This is a genomic window from Paenibacillus kyungheensis, assembly GCF_028606985.1.
In the GTDB taxonomy this organism is placed as follows: domain Bacteria; phylum Bacillota; class Bacilli; order Paenibacillales; family Paenibacillaceae; genus Saccharibacillus; species Saccharibacillus kyungheensis.
The window spans coordinates 1,657,168-1,677,053 of the sequence record NZ_CP117416.1 but is presented as its reverse complement, the minus strand read 5'-3'; the positions used below and the strand labels follow the sequence as shown (position 1 = coordinate 1,677,053).

Annotated in this window: 14 protein-coding genes; 2 read left to right on the top strand and 12 right to left on the bottom strand. The window is 40.5% G+C overall.

The window, feature by feature from the left end; all coding sequences use genetic code 11:
- Positions 1-80: 80 nt before the first annotated feature.
- From PQ456_RS07320 to PQ456_RS07300, 5 genes are all read right to left on the bottom strand, one after another.
- A complete protein-coding gene (locus tag PQ456_RS07320; RefSeq protein WP_273615532.1) occupies positions 81-941 on the bottom strand; it encodes an SDR family oxidoreductase in 861 nt (286 codons plus the stop codon).
- A 327-nt stretch (positions 942-1,268) separates the two neighbouring features.
- Positions 1,269-1,694: a hypothetical protein gene (locus PQ456_RS07315; protein WP_273615531.1), complete on the bottom strand. Its 426-nt coding sequence runs from the start codon at positions 1,692-1,694 to the stop codon at positions 1,269-1,271.
- 225 nt (positions 1,695-1,919) lie between these two features.
- Entirely contained in the window at positions 1,920-2,864 is a 945-nt protein-coding gene (gene mdh / locus PQ456_RS07310; RefSeq protein WP_273615530.1) for a malate dehydrogenase, read from the bottom strand.
- A gap of 12 nt (positions 2,865-2,876) precedes the next feature.
- Positions 2,877-4,172 (bottom strand): NADP-dependent isocitrate dehydrogenase, encoded by a 1,296-nt coding sequence (gene icd / locus PQ456_RS07305; protein ID WP_273615529.1) that lies wholly within the window; start codon positions 4,170-4,172, stop codon positions 2,877-2,879.
- 249 nt (positions 4,173-4,421) lie between these two features.
- Complete coding sequence (locus tag PQ456_RS07300; protein ID WP_273615528.1) at positions 4,422-5,534, bottom strand: citrate/2-methylcitrate synthase; 1,113 nt, start codon at positions 5,532-5,534, stop codon at positions 4,422-4,424.
- 383 nt (positions 5,535-5,917) lie between these two features.
- On the opposite strand from PQ456_RS07300, the gene ytvI reads away from it, so the two are divergent.
- On the top strand, positions 5,918-7,033 hold the full coding sequence (gene ytvI / locus PQ456_RS07295; RefSeq protein ID WP_273615527.1) for a sporulation integral membrane protein YtvI: 1,116 nt from the start codon (positions 5,918-5,920) through the stop codon (positions 7,031-7,033).
- Between the two features lie 220 nt (positions 7,034-7,253).
- Here ytvI and PQ456_RS07290 read toward each other — a convergent pair whose 3' ends face one another.
- From PQ456_RS07290 to PQ456_RS07265, 6 genes are all read right to left on the bottom strand, one after another.
- Positions 7,254-7,664, bottom strand: coding sequence for an FxsA family protein (locus PQ456_RS07290; protein ID WP_373461944.1), 411 nt, complete (start codon positions 7,662-7,664; stop codon positions 7,254-7,256).
- A gap of 30 nt (positions 7,665-7,694) precedes the next feature.
- Complete coding sequence (locus PQ456_RS07285) at positions 7,695-8,213, bottom strand: acyl-CoA thioesterase (protein WP_273615526.1); 519 nt, start codon at positions 8,211-8,213, stop codon at positions 7,695-7,697.
- Positions 8,214-8,336: 123 nt separating this feature from the next.
- Positions 8,337-9,764, bottom strand: coding sequence for a pyruvate kinase (pyk, locus tag PQ456_RS07280; protein WP_204824835.1), 1,428 nt, complete (start codon positions 9,762-9,764; stop codon positions 8,337-8,339).
- 159 nt (positions 9,765-9,923) lie between these two features.
- Positions 9,924-11,024, bottom strand: coding sequence for an acetyl-CoA carboxylase carboxyltransferase subunit alpha (locus tag PQ456_RS07275; RefSeq protein ID WP_273615525.1), 1,101 nt, complete (start codon positions 11,022-11,024; stop codon positions 9,924-9,926).
- Positions 11,025-11,924, bottom strand: a complete 900-nt coding sequence (gene accD / locus PQ456_RS07270; RefSeq protein WP_273615524.1) for an acetyl-CoA carboxylase, carboxyltransferase subunit beta — start codon at positions 11,922-11,924, stop codon at positions 11,025-11,027.
- Positions 11,925-12,157: 233 nt separating this feature from the next.
- The gene (locus tag PQ456_RS07265) at positions 12,158-15,946 is read right to left on the bottom strand and encodes a DNA polymerase III subunit alpha (RefSeq protein WP_273615523.1); all 3,789 of its coding nucleotides are present in this window, start codon (positions 15,944-15,946) and stop codon (positions 12,158-12,160) included.
- A gap of 232 nt (positions 15,947-16,178) precedes the next feature.
- On the opposite strand from PQ456_RS07265, the gene PQ456_RS07260 reads away from it, so the two are divergent.
- On the top strand, positions 16,179-18,131 hold the full coding sequence (locus tag PQ456_RS07260) for a methyl-accepting chemotaxis protein (protein ID WP_273615522.1): 1,953 nt from the start codon (positions 16,179-16,181) through the stop codon (positions 18,129-18,131).
- Between the two features lie 217 nt (positions 18,132-18,348).
- Here the strand turns inward: PQ456_RS07260 and PQ456_RS07255 are convergent, their stop codons facing one another.
- Positions 18,349-19,686 carry a DRTGG domain-containing protein gene (locus PQ456_RS07255; RefSeq protein ID WP_273615521.1) on the bottom strand — a complete coding sequence of 446 codons (1,338 nt, stop codon included), beginning with the start codon at positions 19,684-19,686 and terminating at the stop codon, positions 18,349-18,351.
- Between the last annotated feature and the right edge of the window lie 200 nt (positions 19,687-19,886).

Sequence of the window (19,886 nt, the reverse complement as noted above, 5' to 3'; positions counted from 1 at the left end):
CCTGCTCTACCGCCATGATATCTTTATTGTTATATGAATATCTTTTCTACTCTATTCTGTATCTTTATATAATATGCAAATTAACCGTTAATGATCTCGCCACCATTAACATGAATAATTTGACCACTGACATAAGAAGAATCTGTACTTGCCAGATATACATAAGCTGGAGCGACTTCTTCCGGTTGACCCGGACGCTTCATCGGTTGACTTGCTCCGAATTTGCTTACTTTTTCTTCGTCAAATGATGCAGGAATCAATGGTGTCCAGATTGGCCCTGGAGCAACTGCATTGACACGAATTCCTTTTTCTACAATATTCATCGACAATGCACGTGTAAAGGCTGTAATTGCACCTTTGGTAGAAGAGTAATCTAGCAATACGGGTTCACCGCGATACGCTGTGACTGATGTAGTATTGATAATCGTAGAACCTTCTTTAAGATGTGGAACAGCTGCTTTGGTGATAAAGAACATACCGAAAATGTTAGTACGGAAAGTACGTTCCAATTGCTCTGCTGTAATATCTACAATACTTTGTTGTACATGCTGTTCTGCTGCATTGTTAACAACAATATCAAGCTTACCTAATTCGGATACCGTTTGCTCTACCGCTTGTTTGGCAAAAGATTCATCTCCTATATCGCCTGGAAGTAGAATACATTTGCGTCCTTCTTGCTCTACAGCCTTTTTGGTTTCTTCTGCATCGCTGTGTTCATCTTTATACACAATCGCTACATCTGCACCTTCTTTGGCATACAAGACGGCTACAGCACGACCAATACCGCTATCTCCACCTGTAATGATTGCTACTTTATCTTTAAGCTTACCTGCTGCTTGATAGGCAGGTGCTTTATATTCTGGACGTGGAGTCATTTCCGATTCGATACCTGGTTGCTTTTCCTGATGTTGTGGAGGTAATGTTTGTTCTTCGCTAGACATAATGAATTCTCCTTTCGAATATGAAAATGGATAATTTACAATTACAATAACGTAGATCCCGTTGTTGCTTCCGTCCATTATTACCACTGTCTATACATGTTTAAACATCTATTTTTTACATTTTTTTATGTATTGAAATTCAATATTTAGGGTAAATATCCTTACCTTTTATCACTGAAACAGATCTCATAATATAAAAACCTTAATACATAAAAAAACCGTCACTGATAATAGCAACGGTTTTTGACGTAAAACATTATGTGTATGGATTGATCCATCTTAGTCGATGGTCTACTATGTGTGAATTACCCATTGAATAGAATTCGTTTAAATAATATCGCGGAATACCATAAAGAAACTAATAACAACCAGACACACTGCCAGAATCATACTTAATGAACAAATTTTACCGATATGAGCTGTAATACTTTTGTTCTCGTTAATATCTGCTAATGCTAAGCGCAAAGGCTTGCCTATAATGCCACCGATTGCTGCAATCGCCAAAAATAGCACGAATACTACAACCATCCAAGCAACAGAATAATTGCCTTTGGTCATTAAATATCCACCTGTTAACAATTGTACAATCAATCCAAATTGAGCGATTCGATTTAATGTACGAATCAGCGCAATACTACCTGATTGCGCTTCTGCTGAGCCATTTGCTAATTTACTTGTTACAACAGGTAAAAATAAGTAAAAACCCATCGATAACGCTCCCAAAATGTGTATAAATACCAATACTTCAGCCATGATAGAACCTCCTCTCATTTCATCAATCACAGACCATCACTACTGCTCTGCTATACTTCATTATTTTAACGGATGATGATATGAAAATACATATTTTCGCCTTAATTTTATCGACTGTTGTGTCTATTTTTTGTCATATCGACAAAAGTATGTCTATATTCAATCTGAACAAAACCATAATAAAAAAGGCCTCCACATAAGGTGGAAGCCTTTTTGTACTCACTTTTAAACGTTTACGATTTGGATCACACTACGGACAGAATCAGCGGATTTCTCAAGAGCTGCTTTTTCATCGGAGGTCAATTCCAATTCAAAGATTTTCTCAATACCACCGCCGCCCAGAATAGCAGGTACGCCCATAAAGAGATCATTATAACCGTATTCGCCTTCCAAATAAGCAATGATCGGTAGAATACGCTTTTTGTCTTTAAGAACAGCTTCTGTCATTTGTACCAGTGACGCTGCTGGCGCATAGTAAGCACTACCATTGCCGAGCAGATTCACAATTTCGCCCCCGCCTACACGGGTGCGTTGTACAATTTCTTGAATCCGTTCTTTGGAGATCAATGTATCGATCGGGATACCACCGACGCTAGAATATCGTACAAGCGGCACCATATCGTCTCCATGACCACCTAATACAAATCCGCGTACATCTTCTACAGATACATTCAATTCTTCTGCAATAAAAGTACAATAGCGCGCTGTATCCAGTACACCGGATTGTCCAATCACACGATTTTTGGGGAATCCCAAAGCTTGATAAGCTACATAAGTCATCGCATCTACCGGATTACTCAAAATAATCACAATCGCATCTGGAGAATACCCTTTGACTTGTTCGCATACCGACTTCACGATTCCTGCATTTGTGTTGACTAGATCATCGCGGCTCATACCCGGCTTACGAGCGATACCTGCTGTGATAATAACTACATCCGAAGATGCTGTATCTTCATAATCAGATGTCCCTTTAATCTGGCTGTCAAACCCTTGTACAGGGCTAGCTTCCATCATATCGAGCGCTTTACCTTTTGTTGGGTTCTCCAACTGTGGAATATCAACCAGTACTACGTCACCAAGTTCCTTTTGAGCAAGCATCAAAGCTGTAGTAGCACCGGTAAAACCAGCACCGACTACTGTGATTTTTTTGCGCTTAATGACGGTCATAGGTTTATCCTCCTACATGTTTTCGATGATTTTGTCAGCGAACTCAGAGCATTTCACTTCTGTTGCGCCATCCATTAGACGAGCAAAGTCATAAGTAACTGTTTTGTTGTTGATTGATTTTTCTAGACCTTTGTAGATCAATGCAGAAGCATCGTTCCATCCCAAATGATCCAACAACATTACGCCAGACAAGATAACAGAACCAGGGTTCACGACATCTTTGTCTGCATATTTAGGAGCTGTACCATGAGTCGCTTCAAAAATAGCATGTCCTGTTACATAGTTGATGTTTGCGCCCGGTGCAATACCGATTCCGCCTACTTGTGCAGCAAGAGCATCAGACAAATAGTCACCGTTCAAGTTCAATGTAGCAATTACATCAAATTCATTTGGACGAGTAAGTACTTGTTGCAAAGCGATATCAGCAATCGCATCTTTTACGATGATTTTGCCAGCATCTTCAGCTGCTTTTTGCGCTGCATTTGCTTCGTCTGTACCTTTTTCTTCTTTGATCTTGTCATATTGTGCCCAAGTGAACACTTTATCTCCGAATTCTGCTTCAGCCACTTCATAACCCCAGTTTTTGAAAGCTCCTTCAGTAAATTTCATGATGTTTCCTTTGTGTACCAAAGTTACTGTTTTGCGGTTGTGATCAATTGCGTATTGAACAGCAGCGCGAACCAGACGTTTGGAACCTTCTTCAGATACAGGCTTAATACCGATACCGGATGTTTCAGGGAAACGGATTTTGTTAACGCCCATTTCGTCTTTTAAGAATTTCAATACTTTTTTCACTTCTTCTGTACCTTCTTGGTACTCGATACCTGCATAGATATCTTCTGTATTCTCACGGAAAATAACCATATCTACCAATTCAGGACGTTTTACAGGAGAAGGTACACCGTCAAAATAACGAACAGGACGAAGACATACATATAGATCTAGTTCTTGACGAAGTGCTACGTTCAATGAACGAATACCACCACCGATAGGTGTAGTCAAAGGTCCTTTGATCGCTACAATATATTCGCGAATTGCTGTCAGCGTATCAGCTGGCAACCACTCATCGTATGTATTGAATGCTTTTTCGCCGGCAAATACTTCATACCAAGCAATTTTTTTGGAACCGCCGTAAGCTTTTTCTACTGCTGCATCCAATACACGTACAGATGCTTTCCAGATATCGCGTCCTGTACCATCACCTTCAATAAAAGGGACGATCGGGTTATTAGGTACGTTAAGAACTCCATTATCAATTGTGATTTTCTCACCAGTAGTAGGTAATTCGTATTTTTCAAACTTAGGCATAATCATGTTCCTCCTTAAGGGATATGGCTGTGACATCGTCAGAGAAGGCGTTTACACATGATGAAAAGAAACTTGGAATAGCTGATACGTTTGAGTATCATGTACTCGCTCGTTTCTTCTCATCGCTAGGCATGATACAACCAATTTGTATATGCTCACCTTCACAGACATGCACAGTTCTGTATTTTATTTTACCAGACGTTGGGTCATATGAGAAATATCTACTTGTTTATAATTAAAAATTTACGATTAACGTTGTTCAATCGGAATATATTTTTGATCAACCGGCCCTACATATTCTGCACGTGGACGGATAATACGGTTGTTTTCGTATTGTTCCAAAATATGTGCAGACCATCCAGACACACGACTAATGGCAAAAATAGGTGTGAACAAGTTACGCGGAATTCCTAGCATTGTGTATACAGAAGCAGAATAGAAATCAACATTTGGTTTCAATCCTTTGCTACCTGTTACAATTTCTTCGATCCGAATACACATTTCGTATAGGCTCAAATCGTTATTCATTTCGCCTAACTCTTTAGACATTTTTTGTAAATGCTTGGCACGAGGATCACCATTTTTGTATACGCGGTGACCAAAGCCCATGATTTTTACTTTATTGTCGAGTTGTTCTTGGATATAACTTTCTAGACGATCCATCGAACCGATCTCTTCTAGCATTTTCATAACGGCTTCATTTGCTCCGCCATGTAGTGGCCCTTTAAGCGCACCAATTGCTGAAGTGATACCGGAATGAATATCAGACAATGTAGCTACTGTTACACGAGCAGCAAAAGTAGACGCATTCAATTCATGATCTGCGTGCAATACTAGCGCTTGATCCAAAGCTTTCACTGCTGTGTCTTCAGGCTCTTCGCCATTTAACATATACAAGAAATTATGAGCAATCGATACGCCTTTTTTAGGAGCAACCGGCTCTTTACCAGCAGCGATACGTCCAAGTGCAGCTACGATAGCAGGCAATTGTGCTTGTAATTTTACGACTTTTTTATGGTTCGCTTCTTGGCTCATATCTTCTGCTAGATCATCATATAGAGCAAGAGCAGAGATCGCACTACGAAGAGCTGCCATCTGATTCATATCTTTAGGATAAAGTTTCATTTGCGCAATCAATGGTTCCGGTAAGGTAGCATATTCATCTAGATCTTTTTGCAATTGATCTAGTTCTGCTTGATTTGGTAATTTACCAAACCACAACAAATAAGCCACTTCCTCAAAACTTGCGTTAATGGCTAGGTCATCGATATCGATTCCACGGTATGTAAGTACGCCGTCGACGATCGAACTAATAGATGAGCTTGCTGCAACAACGCCTTCCAATCCTTTAGTAGCTGTCATATTACTCTCTCCTTTGCAGAACGGAATGATTGAGATTTTGCCCATTTTCGGGAATGAAAACATTTACATTTTTAAATATGGAAAATTTTAAAAACTAGATATTGAGGTCCCTCACAATTGTTGAAAAGAGTTCTAATGATCCAAACACCTACCATTAACCTTCCAAGGACCTTCACTCATCATACTTTATTTTGACGGAGTTGTGAACAAAATGAAGACTGTTTGTGACATTAAATTGTTTTATCATCGCAATAAGAATTTTTTTGTAACCCCTTACAGTATCAATTATAAGCCCTTTCGTTTCAAAAGTCTTGTCTGCCGTTTAACATCATATATGATGCTGATTACATAATTACTATATTGAACATAAGGAGATCAATTCATTGAACATTATGATCCGTAATCGGATTTTACGTGGAATATGGGTGCTTGTAGCGATTATTATCACTGCAATTGCTGTGCGCTACCTTTTTCCACTTCTGTACCCGTTATTGCTTGCATGGTTGTTCGCTTATGCGATGAATCCGTTAGTTAGACTTTTACAGAATCGTGCTCACTTTCCACGCTGGTTAGCAGTCTCGCTCTCATTGCTTGTTTATTTTGGTGGTCTGCTCGCTTTACTTTCGTTTTTGGTAACAAGACTGGTTCAACAAACTATCACTCTTATGCAAACATTCAACGATCATATGGATAGCTGGCGTCAAATGTTTGTAGGCTGGACTAAAAACGATAGTCTGCAAAATATAACTAATCAAATCAATGGTTTTCTGAAAGAAACCCCTTATGGAGATACGATCAACAACAATCTAGACCAGACTACACAAAGTCTTTCTAGTACGATTAGTGGTATTGTTACAGGGATTCTAAATTATTTACTTGATTTTCTAACCGCATTACCTAACTTTGCCTGGATTATTGTCGTTATTGTATTATCTGCCTTTTTTATCAGTAATAGCTGGGAAAAACATACCCGTATCGTAGCTGGATGGTTTCCTTCGAATATTAGACTGACGATGGTTACGATTTGGCGGGATTTGCAAAAAGCATTGTTCGGATATGTACGTGCTCAATTTATTTTGATCTCGATTACAGGCATTATTGTGATTATTGGACTATTTATTTTGCGAGTTGAGTCTGCTCTACTGATTGGTCTACTGATCGGTGCTGTAGATCTACTGCCCTATCTAGGAGTAGGAATTGTAATGATCCCATGGGCGATCTATACCTTTATGAGCGGCGATATTAGCTTGGGGATTGGTCTAAGTGTACTTTATGTCATTGTATTGATTGTACGGCAGATTATGGAGCCTAAAGTGCTAGCTAGTAGCGTAGGTCTTGATCCTTTAGCCACTTTAATCAGTATGTTTGTCGGCTTAAAACTATTTGGCGCATTAGGTCTATTGATCGGGCCAGTCACACTGGTGATTGTCTCTGCGCTTAATCGTGCGAATGTTTTCCGTGATCTGCGTAACTATATTGTCAATGGCAAAGCGAGATAATTCATTGCATCACAGAAATAGCCTAACTACACCATTCATACCAATCAAGATAGGTATCTTATAACGATATACCAAAACAGGCAGTACTTTTAGAATCTAACTTCTAAAGTACTGCCTGTTTGTTATGATGGATCGCTATCATCAGCATGATTATATATCTGAATGATGATTGATAGTGGTCATACTATTTACAGAGTCAACATCATGACTACTTATGCTATTATTGACCACCACGATGAATAGTAATACTGCCCTTTTTCATACGCTTCTCTATCCAGCGTAATAACAGATTCCGATAAATAGGACGTGTTAATGGAAAAACAAGGGTAAACCCGATAATATCCAAAATAAAACCAGGCAAAACAAGCATCACTCCACCTACAAAAACACATAGGCCGTCTAACATTCGCCGTCCCGGTGGTTCGCCAGCATCCATTTGCTTTTTGGTATCTTCGATCACTTTACGTCCTTCAAATCTCATCATTAATATACCTACCAGTGAAGTGGTCAGCAAAAGAATAAGTGTATTCCAACCGCCTATCCATTCAATCATCTGTAAAAAAACATACCATTCTAGGAGCGGTACGATAATAATAAATGCAATAATCCATTTGCCGATTCCTTTACCCAAACGTACCTCTCCTTTCTCAATCCAAACCCACTACATCTGTAAAGATTCTACAAGTGCATAATACAACGCTGGCACTTGTTTATCAAGTCGCACAGGCTTGAAGTCTTTATTAACCCAGACATGTCTTGTAGAACCGCTGGTTAAAGGCTCGCCGGGTAACACTTCGTCTGCTTTGAAGATAGGGCGCTCTCCAGAAGATGAGGAATCTCCAACAGAAGTATCATGCTCATCTAACAGATGAATTTTGTACTCATAATCAATCCGTAGCTTAGAAAACTCTGTTATACGGGTATAGATTGCTACACGATCATCATATCTTGCTGGATGTCCATATGACAATGACGCATCGATTAATGGTAACAATAATCCTGCGGCTTCCATATCCCTATAACGGAATCCCAGATCCCGAATCATTTCTGTACGTCCCAATTCAAACCAGTTCAAATAATTTGTATGATACACCACACCCATAGGATCATTTTCTTGATAACGTACGCGAAAAGCAATACCATGCCAATCGCTAGGTAAATGTAATTGTTCTTTTGCCATCATGCTGTACCTCTACTTTCATTTCAAAATGTGAATATCTCTATAAAAATCATCAAAAAAAGCAATGGAATGATCCACTGCTTTCTCTGATGTCATACTATCTTGCTATCAATTAATGTGAAATTATGATTTAGCAGGCATTTGAGCCACTTTGATCAAGTTCGTAGAACCGGATTGACCCAAAGGAATACCCGCAGTAATAACAACCAAATCGCCTTCTTTTAGAAGACCTGAATCATGTCCACCTTGCAAAGCAATTTCAAACAACTCATCTGTAGAATGAGCTTGTGTACCTTTAACAGGCAATACACCCCATGCTAGAGAAAGACGACGCATTGTTTGATCCAATGTAGTTACTGCGATAATTGGAGATTGAGGACGGTATTTAGAAACCGTACGTGCAGTATGACCGGATTCTGTAGAAGAAATGATCGCTGCTGCATTCAAGTCCATAGCAGAGTTCGTTACAGATTGGCTGATTGCTTCTGTTACTGTTGTTTGTTGAGCATGCGTTTGTTTTAAGAACAATTCGTGATAGTTCAAAGCAGACTCTGCTTTTTCAGCAATACGAGACATTGTCAATACAGATTCAACTGGGTATTTACCAGCAGCTGTTTCACCAGAAAGCATGATAGCATCTGTACCGTCAAAGATAGCGTTCGCTACGTCACTTGCTTCAGCGCGAGTAGGACGCGGGTTACGTTGCATCGAATCCAACATTTGTGTAGCTGTAATAACTGGTTTCCCTACGCGATTACATTTTTCGATCATGCGTTTTTGTACCAATGGTACTTCTTCCGCAGGAATTTCTACGCCCAAGTCACCACGAGCAACCATCAAACCGTCAGATACCGCAAGGATTTCATCCAAGTTGTCGACACCTTGTTGGTTTTCAATTTTAGAGATGATGTGGATATGGCTACCACCTTTGCTCTCTAACAATTGACGGATTTCAAGAACATCGCTTGCTTTACGTACAAATGAAGCTGCGATAAAGTCTACACCCTGCTCGATACCGAAGATAATATCGTTAGCATCTTTTTCTGTAATACCTGGAAGTGAAATGTTTACTCCTGGTACGTTAACGCCTCTACGACTTTTGATTTGTCCACCGTTAACGATACGGCATTTAATTTCAGTACCTTGAATTTCAACAACTGTCAAACCGATCAAACCATCATCGATCAAAATTGTTGAACCGACTTCAACGTCACTTGGAAGGTCTTTGTAAGTAACGTGCATACGGTGTTGGTCACCCAAAATGTCTTCTGTAGTCAAAGTTACATATTCATCTTGAACCAATTCAACTGGCTCTTCTTTAAATTTACCCGTACGGATTTCAGGACCTTTGGTATCCAGCAGGATGGCTACTGTTTTACCTAGTTCTTTGCTAGCTTGTTTAATGTTTTTAACGCGGTTGCCATGCTCTTCAAAATCACCATGAGAAAAGTTTAGGCGAGCTACGTTCATACCTGCCATAATTAATTTCTTTGTGTTTTCTAAAGATTCACTTGCCGGTCCGATCGTACATACAATTTTAGTTTTACGCATAATTGATTTTCCTCCGTTTTTAAAGGTCTCTCTTTATTTTGTTTTCCCAACATGACTTGCCGAAACCATTCAACAAGCCCCAACAATTAAATCTACTACAGTTTGCCTACTTTGTATAGAAGATTGTCAAAATTCCTCAGAAATTGTGGAAAAGCTATCTTACGAATGACGTTTGGAACGCGAAGATTTAGTAGCTACTTTCTCTTCTTCATTCCCAAGAATAGGCTCCACATCAGATTGCAATTCTTCTTGAGGCTGATCTTCTATATTGACTTCCGATCTACTCGCTGGCAATGTTCCCATCGCTTGCTCTGTAAATTCGCCGATTTTGCGGAATTTCTGATAGCGATCTTCAATCAACGCTTCTGCACTCATTTGAGAAAGTTCACGCAAATGAACAAGCAGATGTTTTTTGATCGCTTCACCTGTTTCTTCATAATCTTTGTGCGCTCCGCCACGAGGTTCAGGAACTATATCTTCGATCACTTCCATCCGTAGCAGATCTTCCGCTGTAATCTTCATCGCTTCCGCTGCTTGATCGGCTTTGGATGCGTCTTTCCAGAGGATAGAAGCTGCACCGTTTGGCGAAATCGCTGAGTAAATCGCATTTTCTAACATAAGTACACGGTTACCTACACCAAGTGCCAAAGCACCGCCACTACCGCCTTCTCCGATCACTACACAGACTACAGGAACACGCAATTTTGCCATTTCCCATAGGTTACGAGCAATCGCTTCAGACTGTCCGCGTTCCTCTGCTGTATTACCCGGATAAGCACCCTTGGTATCAATAAATGTAATAATCGGACGTCCAAATTTCTCCGCTTGCTTCATAAGACGCATCGATTTACGGAATCCTTCAGGATGTGGGCTCCCAAAAAAGCGAGCGATATTATCTTTGGTATCTTTTCCACGTTGATGACCAATAATCGTTACCGGATGACCATCCAATTTGGCAATACCACCAACAATCGCTAGATCATCGCCATACATACGATCACCATGCAACTCCATAAAATCACTAAAAACAATCGAAATTAAATCGAGTGATGTAGGACGCTGTTGATGTCTTGCCAGATGCATTTTCTGTGCCGGTGAAATCTGAGTGTATATTTCACTTTCCATCTGACGATAACGTTCTTCCAAACGTGTAATCTCATCGTTGAAATCTATTCCTTTTTCTTGTCCGAATTGCTTTAACTCGTCAATTTTTTTGCGCATTTCAACGAGAGGCATTTCAAAAGGCATTTCTCCTGCCACTTAAAATCCCCCTTTTCCACTGTGAAAATCTAATAATTGAGATAAAGTAGACTTCATCTCTTTGCGGTGAATGACCATATCTAGCTGACCATGTTCCATATTGAATTCTGCTGTTTGGAAATTATCTGGTAATTTTTGGCGAATCGTCTGTTCAATAACGATACGTCCAGCAAATCCAAACAACGCTCCAGGTTCAGCAATATTAACATCTCCAAGCATTGCAAAACTGGCAGATACGCCGCCCATCGTAGGATCAGTAATTACAGAGACATACAGTCCTCCATTTTCTTGAAAACGAGCTAACGCTGCACTTGTTTTGGCCATTTGCATCAGACTCAAAATACTTTCCTGCATCCGTGCTCCACCAGAAGTCGAGAAAATAATCATCGGAATCTTACGCGCATCTGCATGTTCAATCGCACGAGTGATTTTTTCGCCAACAACCGAACCCATACTGCCACTAAAAAAGTCAAAGCTCATTACAGCAAGTACTGCCGGTTGACCATCGATTAGACCTTCTCCTGTAATCACCGCATCACGCAGACCAGAGTTCATTTTCTGTTGCTCTAGCTTGCTTGCATATCCAGGAAATTTCAAAGGATCTTTGGACTCCATACGAGCATCCATTTCTGTAAACTGTCCATCATCCACAGTCATCATAATACGGTCAATCGCATTAAGACGCATATGGTAACCACAGTTAGGGCAGACTTTCAGGTTTTTCTCCAGCTCTTTACTATAATGAATTGTGCCGCATTTGCTACACTTGTTCATTAAGCCTTCTGGAATTTCACGCTTAGGACGTTCCTGCTGTTCTTCAGTAGACTCTGTGTCATTCCCCCAACGTTGGGATGGAATGGTTGCATATTTTTTTTTCTTTTGAAATAAATCTCTAAACACAACTACACCTCTCCAGCCGTATACGCATTCCGCTATTCATGGAATTCATATCATATATTATTCACTTATACCGAGCTAATTGGACTTAAAATGTTCACAAAATAATTGCAGTGCTTTAAGCCCACATAATGGGATAATGATAACATACCACACTTTTTTACCGCAACAAAGATAAGTGAAGATAAATTGGCACATTGACGGGTTGACAATCAATGTGCGCTAGCATTTTAGACTTATTTAACTTTAACGGTTCCTTCGCCTAACATCTGCTCCATTTCCTGGAAAAGCTCTGGTGAAGGCTTAATACTATAGGTTTCACTGAGATCGAATAACTTTTGCGTTTCCTCGTAAAATAGTAATGTACCTACAGGCCCAGCATGACTTGCCAGCAGTTGTTTTAGTGCGGCTAGTTTATCTGCTTGTTGAGACTCTTTAGTAATTTTGATAAATACACGTTGTTTCGATACCGGTTCAGGATTCCGGTCGGTATGAGGAGCATCGTTTACCACACTTGCTACACCACCACCGGATGAAGCAGATGCTGTCTCCTGATGATCAGCGGCTACCTTTGGGGCAGACGTTGTACTTTTGGCATAAGGCTTAGAAGCCGAACTGGATGTTGATTTGTTAGCTTGCTTGGTCTGACTGGAAGCTTTATTTTTGGCGATATGCATCCGTTGACGAGCTCTAGTCGCTAACTCGCGGGCAGATCCTTCGTTAAGAGTAGCTACTTCTTCTGCTAACAATTTGAATCCGTCCTCTTCTTTTTGCAATTTACCACGTACGCTGAGCAGTAATCCTTTATCTACAAGTGTACTGCTTTTGCGCCATACTTCCGGGAAAAGAACCACTTCACACCGTTCAATCTGATCTTCTAGTTCCATAAAAGCCATCGATTTACCTTGCTTGGTCGTAATCATTTTGAGCGATACGACCATGCCAGCTACCGCTACTATGCTCTCATCTTCACCTTCATGTAGATTCATTAATCGAGATAATCCTGTATCTTCAATTACCTGTTCATAATCATCTAATGGATGACCGGATAGATACAGCCCTAACAATTCACGTTCAAATTCAAGCTGTTCGCCCGTTGTATAAGGCGCTACATCAGGATAAGAAACTTCCCAGTTATGAGTCTCTACAAATCCTAGATCGGCAAACATTTCAATCTGCAATTCTTCACGTTCTTTGCGCCATTTGGCCGCTTCTTTGATCGTATCATCGAGCATTGTAAGCAACTGTGCACGATGTCCGGGAAGACTATCAAAAGCTCCTGCTTGAATCAAAGACTCGATGACCCGTTTATTACAAGCTTTGGGATCGACACGACGGCAAAAGTCGATCAGGCTGTCGTAAGGACGATCTTGACGTTCTTTGATAATGCTATTGATCGCTTGTGTACCGACATTTTTGACAGCACCGAGACCGAAGCGAATATTACCTGTAATAGAAGGCGTAGAAGATTTGGACGGTTCAGATGGTTCAGTCACTTGTAGCTGTTCGCCATCTGACTCCGATGCTTTGGCTAACAATTGCTGTTCTAACTCCTGTTGCATCGCTGCGGTTACCGGTGTAAATGTAACTCCACTCGTATTCACGTCAGGTGGTAATACATCAATCCCGATACGACGACATTCCAGTACATACTCGGCAACTTTGCGATGCGTTCCCATGACTGCTGTTAACATCGAAGCGATAAATTGCACAGGGTAATGTGCTTTGAGATAAGCGGTCTGAAACGCAAGCACACCATATGCCGCCGCATGTGCTCTTGGGAATCCATAATCTGCAAATCGTACGATCATATCGTATACTACATTGGCTTCTTCTTCGGTATAAGACTGTTCTATACTTCCTTTAACAAAATGCACCCGTTCTTCATCTAGAATCTCACGCTTTTTCTTGGAGACTGCGCGACGTAACAAATCGGCTTCAGCCAGTGTAAAACCAGCCATCTGAGAAGCAATCTGCATAATCTGTTCCTGATACACGATAATGCCATACGTATCGCTTAGAATAGGCTCCAAATCAGGATGCGGATATTCTGGAATCGTGCGACCATGCTTGGATTCGATATATTTAGGAATAAAGTCCATTGGACCCGGACGATACAAGGCAACGACCGAGACAATATCTTCAAAAGCGGTCGGTTTGAGATCGCGTAGCACCCGTCTTACACCCGGTGATTCCATCTGGAATACGCCCATTGCATCACCTTGACTGAGCATTTCATAGGTCTGAGGATCATTATCTTCAATCTGCGCAAAATCAACCGGATGACCTTCTTGTTCTTCGATCCATGTCATACAGCGTTCCATAATCGATAACGTACGTAGACCCAAAAAGTCCATTTTGAGCATACCTATTGATTCCAAGCTTTCCATCGGATATTGAGTCAATACAGCAATCTCGCTACCTTCTTGAATCGGAACAATATCGGTTAACACTCCGCTTGAAATCACAACGCCTGCGGCATGAGTAGAAGCATGACGTGGCATACCTTCTACTTTGAGCGCGGTATCAATCATTTCACGAACAGGTGCAGACTTTTCATACCGATCACGTAATTCAGGTACTTGATCTAATGCTTTGCTGATCGTCATGCCTACTTGCGCCGGAATTAACTTGGCAGCTTTGTCTGTATCGGCATAAGGAACATTCAGTGCTCGTCCTACATCTCGTACGGCTGCACGCGCAGCTAATGTACCAAATGTGATAATCTGAGCAACATGATCTCTTCCATATTTGGAAACAACATATTCGATGACTTCATCACGACGTAGATCACTAAAATCGATATCAATATCAGGCATAGTGATCCGCTCTGGATTGAGAAAACGCTCGAATAACAGCTTATATTTGATCGGATCGACATTGGTAATTTCCAGTACATACGCAACCAGACTACCTGCTGAAGATCCCCGTCCCGGGCCTGTGACGATACCTTGAGAATGGGCATATTTCATAAAATCCCATACAATCAGGAAATAATCTGCAAATCCCATACTGCCTATCACTTTCAATTCATAACTTAATCGTTCTTCAATCGTCTGACGTTCTTGAGGATCATTCCAGTACACCGTATCTTGATAACGTTGCTCTAAGCCTGTACGACATAATTGTTCCAGATAACGTTCCGGTGATAGCTCATCAGGAATCGGATAATACGAAGGTAATAACGACTCGCCAAAAGTCAGTTCCAATTCACAACGATCGGCGATCACTGTTGTATTGGTAATCGCTTCAGGAACATGACGGAATAAGGATTCCATCTGCTGACTGTCTTTTAGATACAACTGATTAGTTGGAATTCGAAAACGACCTTCATCATCCATCGTTTTACCTGTACCAATACAGATTAAGACATCCTGCGTTTTGGCATCTTCTTCCGTTAAATAATGCACATCATTCGTAGCTACCAGTGGAATATGAAGTTCTCTGGCAAGATCGATTAATAACGGCATGACTTTTTTCTGTTCTGGAATATGATGGTCTTGCAATTCTATATAGAAATCTTCACCGAAAATCGCTTGATAACGAAGAGCGGCTTTTCTAGCTTCTTCCGGTTGTTCATGTAATAAATGTTGCGGAATCTCTCCTCCAAGACAAGCACTCAGACAAATAATACCTTCGTGATACTGTTGTAACACTTCAGCATCGACACGAGGCTTATAGTGGAATCCCTCTAAATGTCCAATCGAACTCAGTTTCATCAGATTGCGATAACCGATTTCATTTTTGGCTAACAATAATAAATGGTGAATCGGTTGATCTTTGCGTGCTGCCTTTTCTTTGCGTGATCCAGCCGTATAATACACTTCGCAACCGATAATCGGTTTAATGCCATGTTGCTTACATGCTTTATAAAATGGAATAGCTCCGTACATTACACCATGATCGGTGAGAGCTAGTGCTGTCATGCCTGATTCTGCGGCTTGGCTGACAAGATCCTTTATGCGCGCAGCCCCGTCCAGTAGACTGTATTCGCTATGCACATGCAGGTGAACAAATGGGGTCATACGCTTCCCTACTTTCGTTAAAATTATTCATTTTTGAAGCCTATTTTGATATCTATTCATTACTTCTTATTTTATCATACTCGTCAATAAATCTTGCACTTCTTCTTTATCTCATAGGAATATTACTCCTATTTCGACATATGGTGACAAAATTTCTAAACTTATCTGAAAAACTGCCGATAAACGTATCAATGTCAACTTTAATTGATTTCATTCATCGGGGGAAATAATAATGAAAAAACAACTGATTATGATTATGTCATTGATCGCACTTATTCCGTTACTGGTCTACGGGACATTCAGTTTGATCACAACAAGCAATAAAATAGAAAAAGATGCTTACAGTATGAACGAACAGAATGTTAATCTTGTGCTTCAAAAAACAACAGCTTTAATCAATTCTGAATTTGAGATGTTGCAACAATTATCGGAAAATCCAGAGATCAAAGAGTATACACCTACTCAATTAGCAAAAGTTAAAAATTTATTAGTATCTGTCGGTAAATTACACCCTGAAATTCAATCGATTATTTTTACCGCTACAGATGGTGAACAAATTGCTAAAAGTTCTGATGGCGATTTAAGCAATACCAGTGATCGTGATTATTTCAAACAGTTGATAGCTACCCAAAAACAAGTTGTTTCTGATATTTTGGTTAGCAAATCTACAGGTAAAAAGATTGTTACTGTTGTTTACCCTGTATTTGATACAAACAACACACTCAGTGGTATGGTTCAAGTCACATTGCCTTTAGATAGCATGAGCACCTATGCCAAAGAATTTTCTACAAACGGTCAGACAGCTTATATCGCAGACCGCACAGGAACAATTCTTGCTCACCCTGATCCGAATTCATTAGATAAAGATATTAAAGACACCCCTTCTTTCCAAAATGCTTCTCAAGGCACTCCAGGCACACTAACTTATGGTGAAAAATCAGACCGCGTATTAGTCTCTTATGCCAAAGATCCTTTAACTGGATGGAGCATATTTAGCGAAAAACCATATAATTTGATTATGGCAGATTCAAATATACTATTCCGCAACAGTATTATTATTCTGGTGATTTCTCTTATTCTTGCAATTATCGCTGGTTACATCTTCTCTACTCGCCTCACCAAGCCTATTATGCAACTTGTAAAAGTTACCGAAGCGGTAGCGAAGGGCGATCTAACGTCTACATGGGATATCAAATCCAAACATGAGATCGGTGCATTATCTACAGCACTAGCTACTATGACGAACAGCTTGCGTGAAATGGTATCGCATTTGAAAGATACGTCCCTTCATCTTGCTTCTTCTTCCGAACAATTAACAGCAAGTGCTGGTGAGACTTCTAACGCTTCTCAGCATATCGCATTATCTATTCAAGAGATGGCAGAAGGTTCAGATCGTCAATCGGAATATGTAAATCATACCTCGTCGACAGTCAATCAAATGGCTACAGGGATTCAAGGAATTGCTAGTAGCGCTCATGAAGTAGCTTCCAAAGCGGTTATGGCTTCTGAAAAAGTAAATGAAGGCGATACAGCGCTCAAAGCAGCAGATAGTGAAATCAGTAAATTGAAATTTATTTTCGGAGAACTGTCCGGTTCGGTTCATAGTCTAAATAATCATTCAGAGACGATTGGACAGATTGTGAATGTAATTGCCCAGATCGCTAAACAAACCAATCTATTGTCCCTTAATGCAGGTATTGAAGCGGCTCGCGCCGGCGAACACGGTAAAGGATTTAGTGTAGTAGCTAAAGAAATTCGTAATTTAGCTGATGAAGCTTCTTCTTCTGCTAATCAAATCAGCGCTTTGATCGACAGTATTCAATCTGAGATTCATACTGTTGTAGATCGCACAGAAGCCGGTTCTCAAGAAGTCTTGCAAAGTATTTCGGCTGTACACACAGCGGAACAATCATTCGGTCTGATTCGCCAGTACGTACAAGAAGTGACTTTCAATATTCAAAGTGTATCTGATGCTTCGTCTACTCTTTCTAAAGGTACAGAGCAAGTAATCCGTTCGGTTCATCAAATGTCTGAGATCACTAATACTTCAGTAGGTGAGATTGAATCGGTATCTGCTGCTACTGAACAACAATTAGCAACAATGGAAGAAATCGCAGCTTCGTCTGCTGTATTGTCTGATGTTGCTCAAGAGTTAAAAGGCATGGTTGAGAAATTCCAAGTCTGATGATTGGTTGATGTAGTAGAAGTAGGATTGATGAATGAATTAGAAATTATGTAAAAAAGAAGCGCTACAGGTGAGTTGATCTGTAGTGCTTCTTTTTATTGAATAAGGATGGGGATTGTGGTGCCCGGCGCTTATATTGCCAAGCGCTTGATGTAAGATATTTTGCTTTGCAAAAATCACTTTTTTATTTTATATGTCGCGCTTATGATGCCAAGCGCTAGTGGTCAATGGATTGTAGGGTTAGGATGCATTTGGCTACAGGGAGTTCGTCGTAGGACATTTGAATTTCTAGCTTGCATGTACGGCGACTGGATTCTAAGATGATCGGGCGAATGACTACTGCATCTTCAATCTGGATCGGACGTAGAAAATAAGTGCTCATATTGTCCAGTACATAATCGCATCCGCTTAATAATTTGGCTGTACGTGTAGCGGCTTGAATCATGACTGTAGTCAACACACCTTCTGAAATGGTACCCAAATCGGTCGCCATCTGCGGGGTGATAAATCCATGAAATACGATTCCACCGTCTTCATCTTTTTCTTCAGCAAATCCATTCCAAATCAAATGATCAAATGTCTCCCCTGTACCTGCATTGGGCTGTTGCTGTGCATCTCTCATCGCTTGCAATACTTCGTGACGGGTTACGGTGCTGATCAATTTCCGATTACGATCTACAATCGGTAAAAAGTCGACCCCTTCCCACATCATCGTCTGTGCTGCTGAAGCAAGCGAAGTCTGTAACGTAGCTGTAATCGGGCGGCGAATCAGTACTTTTTCGATCGGTTGTTCTGGTGTTAATTCTTCGATCTCTTTTCGTCCTACAATACCGATCACCCGGTTCCATTCGTCTACCACAGCTAATCGAACATACCCTGTTTTCTCTGTCATTTCACGAAAATCTTGAGCTGTGCTAGACGCTTTAAGTACTTCTGGCTTTGGCTTGCCTGCAATAATATCTTCAACCAGCATAATTTTCTTTTTGATCATCCGATCAAAGATGGCGCGGTTGATCATCGAAGCTACTGTAAATGTATCATGACGGGATAAGATAATAGGCAAATCACATTCATCTGCTAATGCTTTCACTTCTGCACTTGTGCCGAATCCTCCGGTAATCAAAACGGCTGCGCCATGTTCCAGTGCAAGCGAATGAGCATCTTCACGGTTACCGACAATCAATAAGCTTCCTGCTTCCACATAACGCATCATCGCTTCTACTTTCATCGCACCGATCGCATATTTAACAAGTGTTTTATTAAGACCGCCACTTCCGCCAAATACTTGACCTCCGACAATCTCAGCCACATCCGCAAAAGTAAGCTGTTCAGAGATACCACGCGGTTTCTTTTCTACACGAATCGTACCTATACGTTCACGCGTCACTACAATACCCATATTTTCAGCTTCTTTAACTGCTCGATAAGCCGTTCCTTCGCTCACTCCCATATGTTTGGCTAGTTTGCGAACTGAAATTTTGCTACCGACTTGTAGCTTTTCAATATGTTGTAATAACTGCTCATGCTTTGTAATCGTCTCATCCTGTTCTTCCAACTGTAACACCACCGTTCTTGATCTGTATCACTCCTATTTGATTATAGCACAAAAACAAGCGCCTCCAACCATAGATATCTGGCTAGAGGCGCTTGTGATGGCGCTATTTTGATATATTCTTTTGAAAGTAAGTTATCTCTCTCAAATCATATATACTTTAAATTTGTAATAATTATCAACCTGTTATAATTTGATAACCG

Excerpts from the sequence above, each read along its gene's own strand:
- PQ456_RS07320 (WP_273615532.1), bottom strand. The coding sequence starts at position 941 with ATGTCTAGCGAAGAACAAACATTACCTCCACAACATCAGGAAAAGCAA.
- PQ456_RS07315 (WP_273615531.1), bottom strand. The coding sequence starts at position 1,694 with ATGGCTGAAGTATTGGTATTTATACACATTTTGGGAGCGTTATCGATG.
- mdh (WP_273615530.1), bottom strand. The coding sequence starts at position 2,864 with ATGACCGTCATTAAGCGCAAAAAAATCACAGTAGTCGGTGCTGGTTTT.
- icd (WP_273615529.1), bottom strand. The coding sequence starts at position 4,172 with ATGCCTAAGTTTGAAAAATACGAATTACCTACTACTGGTGAGAAAATC.
- PQ456_RS07300 (WP_273615528.1), bottom strand. The coding sequence starts at position 5,534 with ATGACAGCTACTAAAGGATTGGAAGGCGTTGTTGCAGCAAGCTCATCT.
- PQ456_RS07285 (WP_273615526.1), bottom strand. The coding sequence starts at position 8,213 with ATGGCAAAAGAACAATTACATTTACCTAGCGATTGGCATGGTATTGCT.
- pyk (WP_204824835.1), bottom strand. The coding sequence starts at position 9,764 with ATGCGTAAAACTAAAATTGTATGTACGATCGGACCGGCAAGTGAATCT.
- PQ456_RS07265 (WP_273615523.1), bottom strand. The coding sequence starts at position 15,946 with ATGACCCCATTTGTTCACCTGCATGTGCATAGCGAATACAGTCTACTG.
- PQ456_RS07260 (WP_273615522.1), top strand. The coding sequence starts at position 16,179 with ATGAAAAAACAACTGATTATGATTATGTCATTGATCGCACTTATTCCG.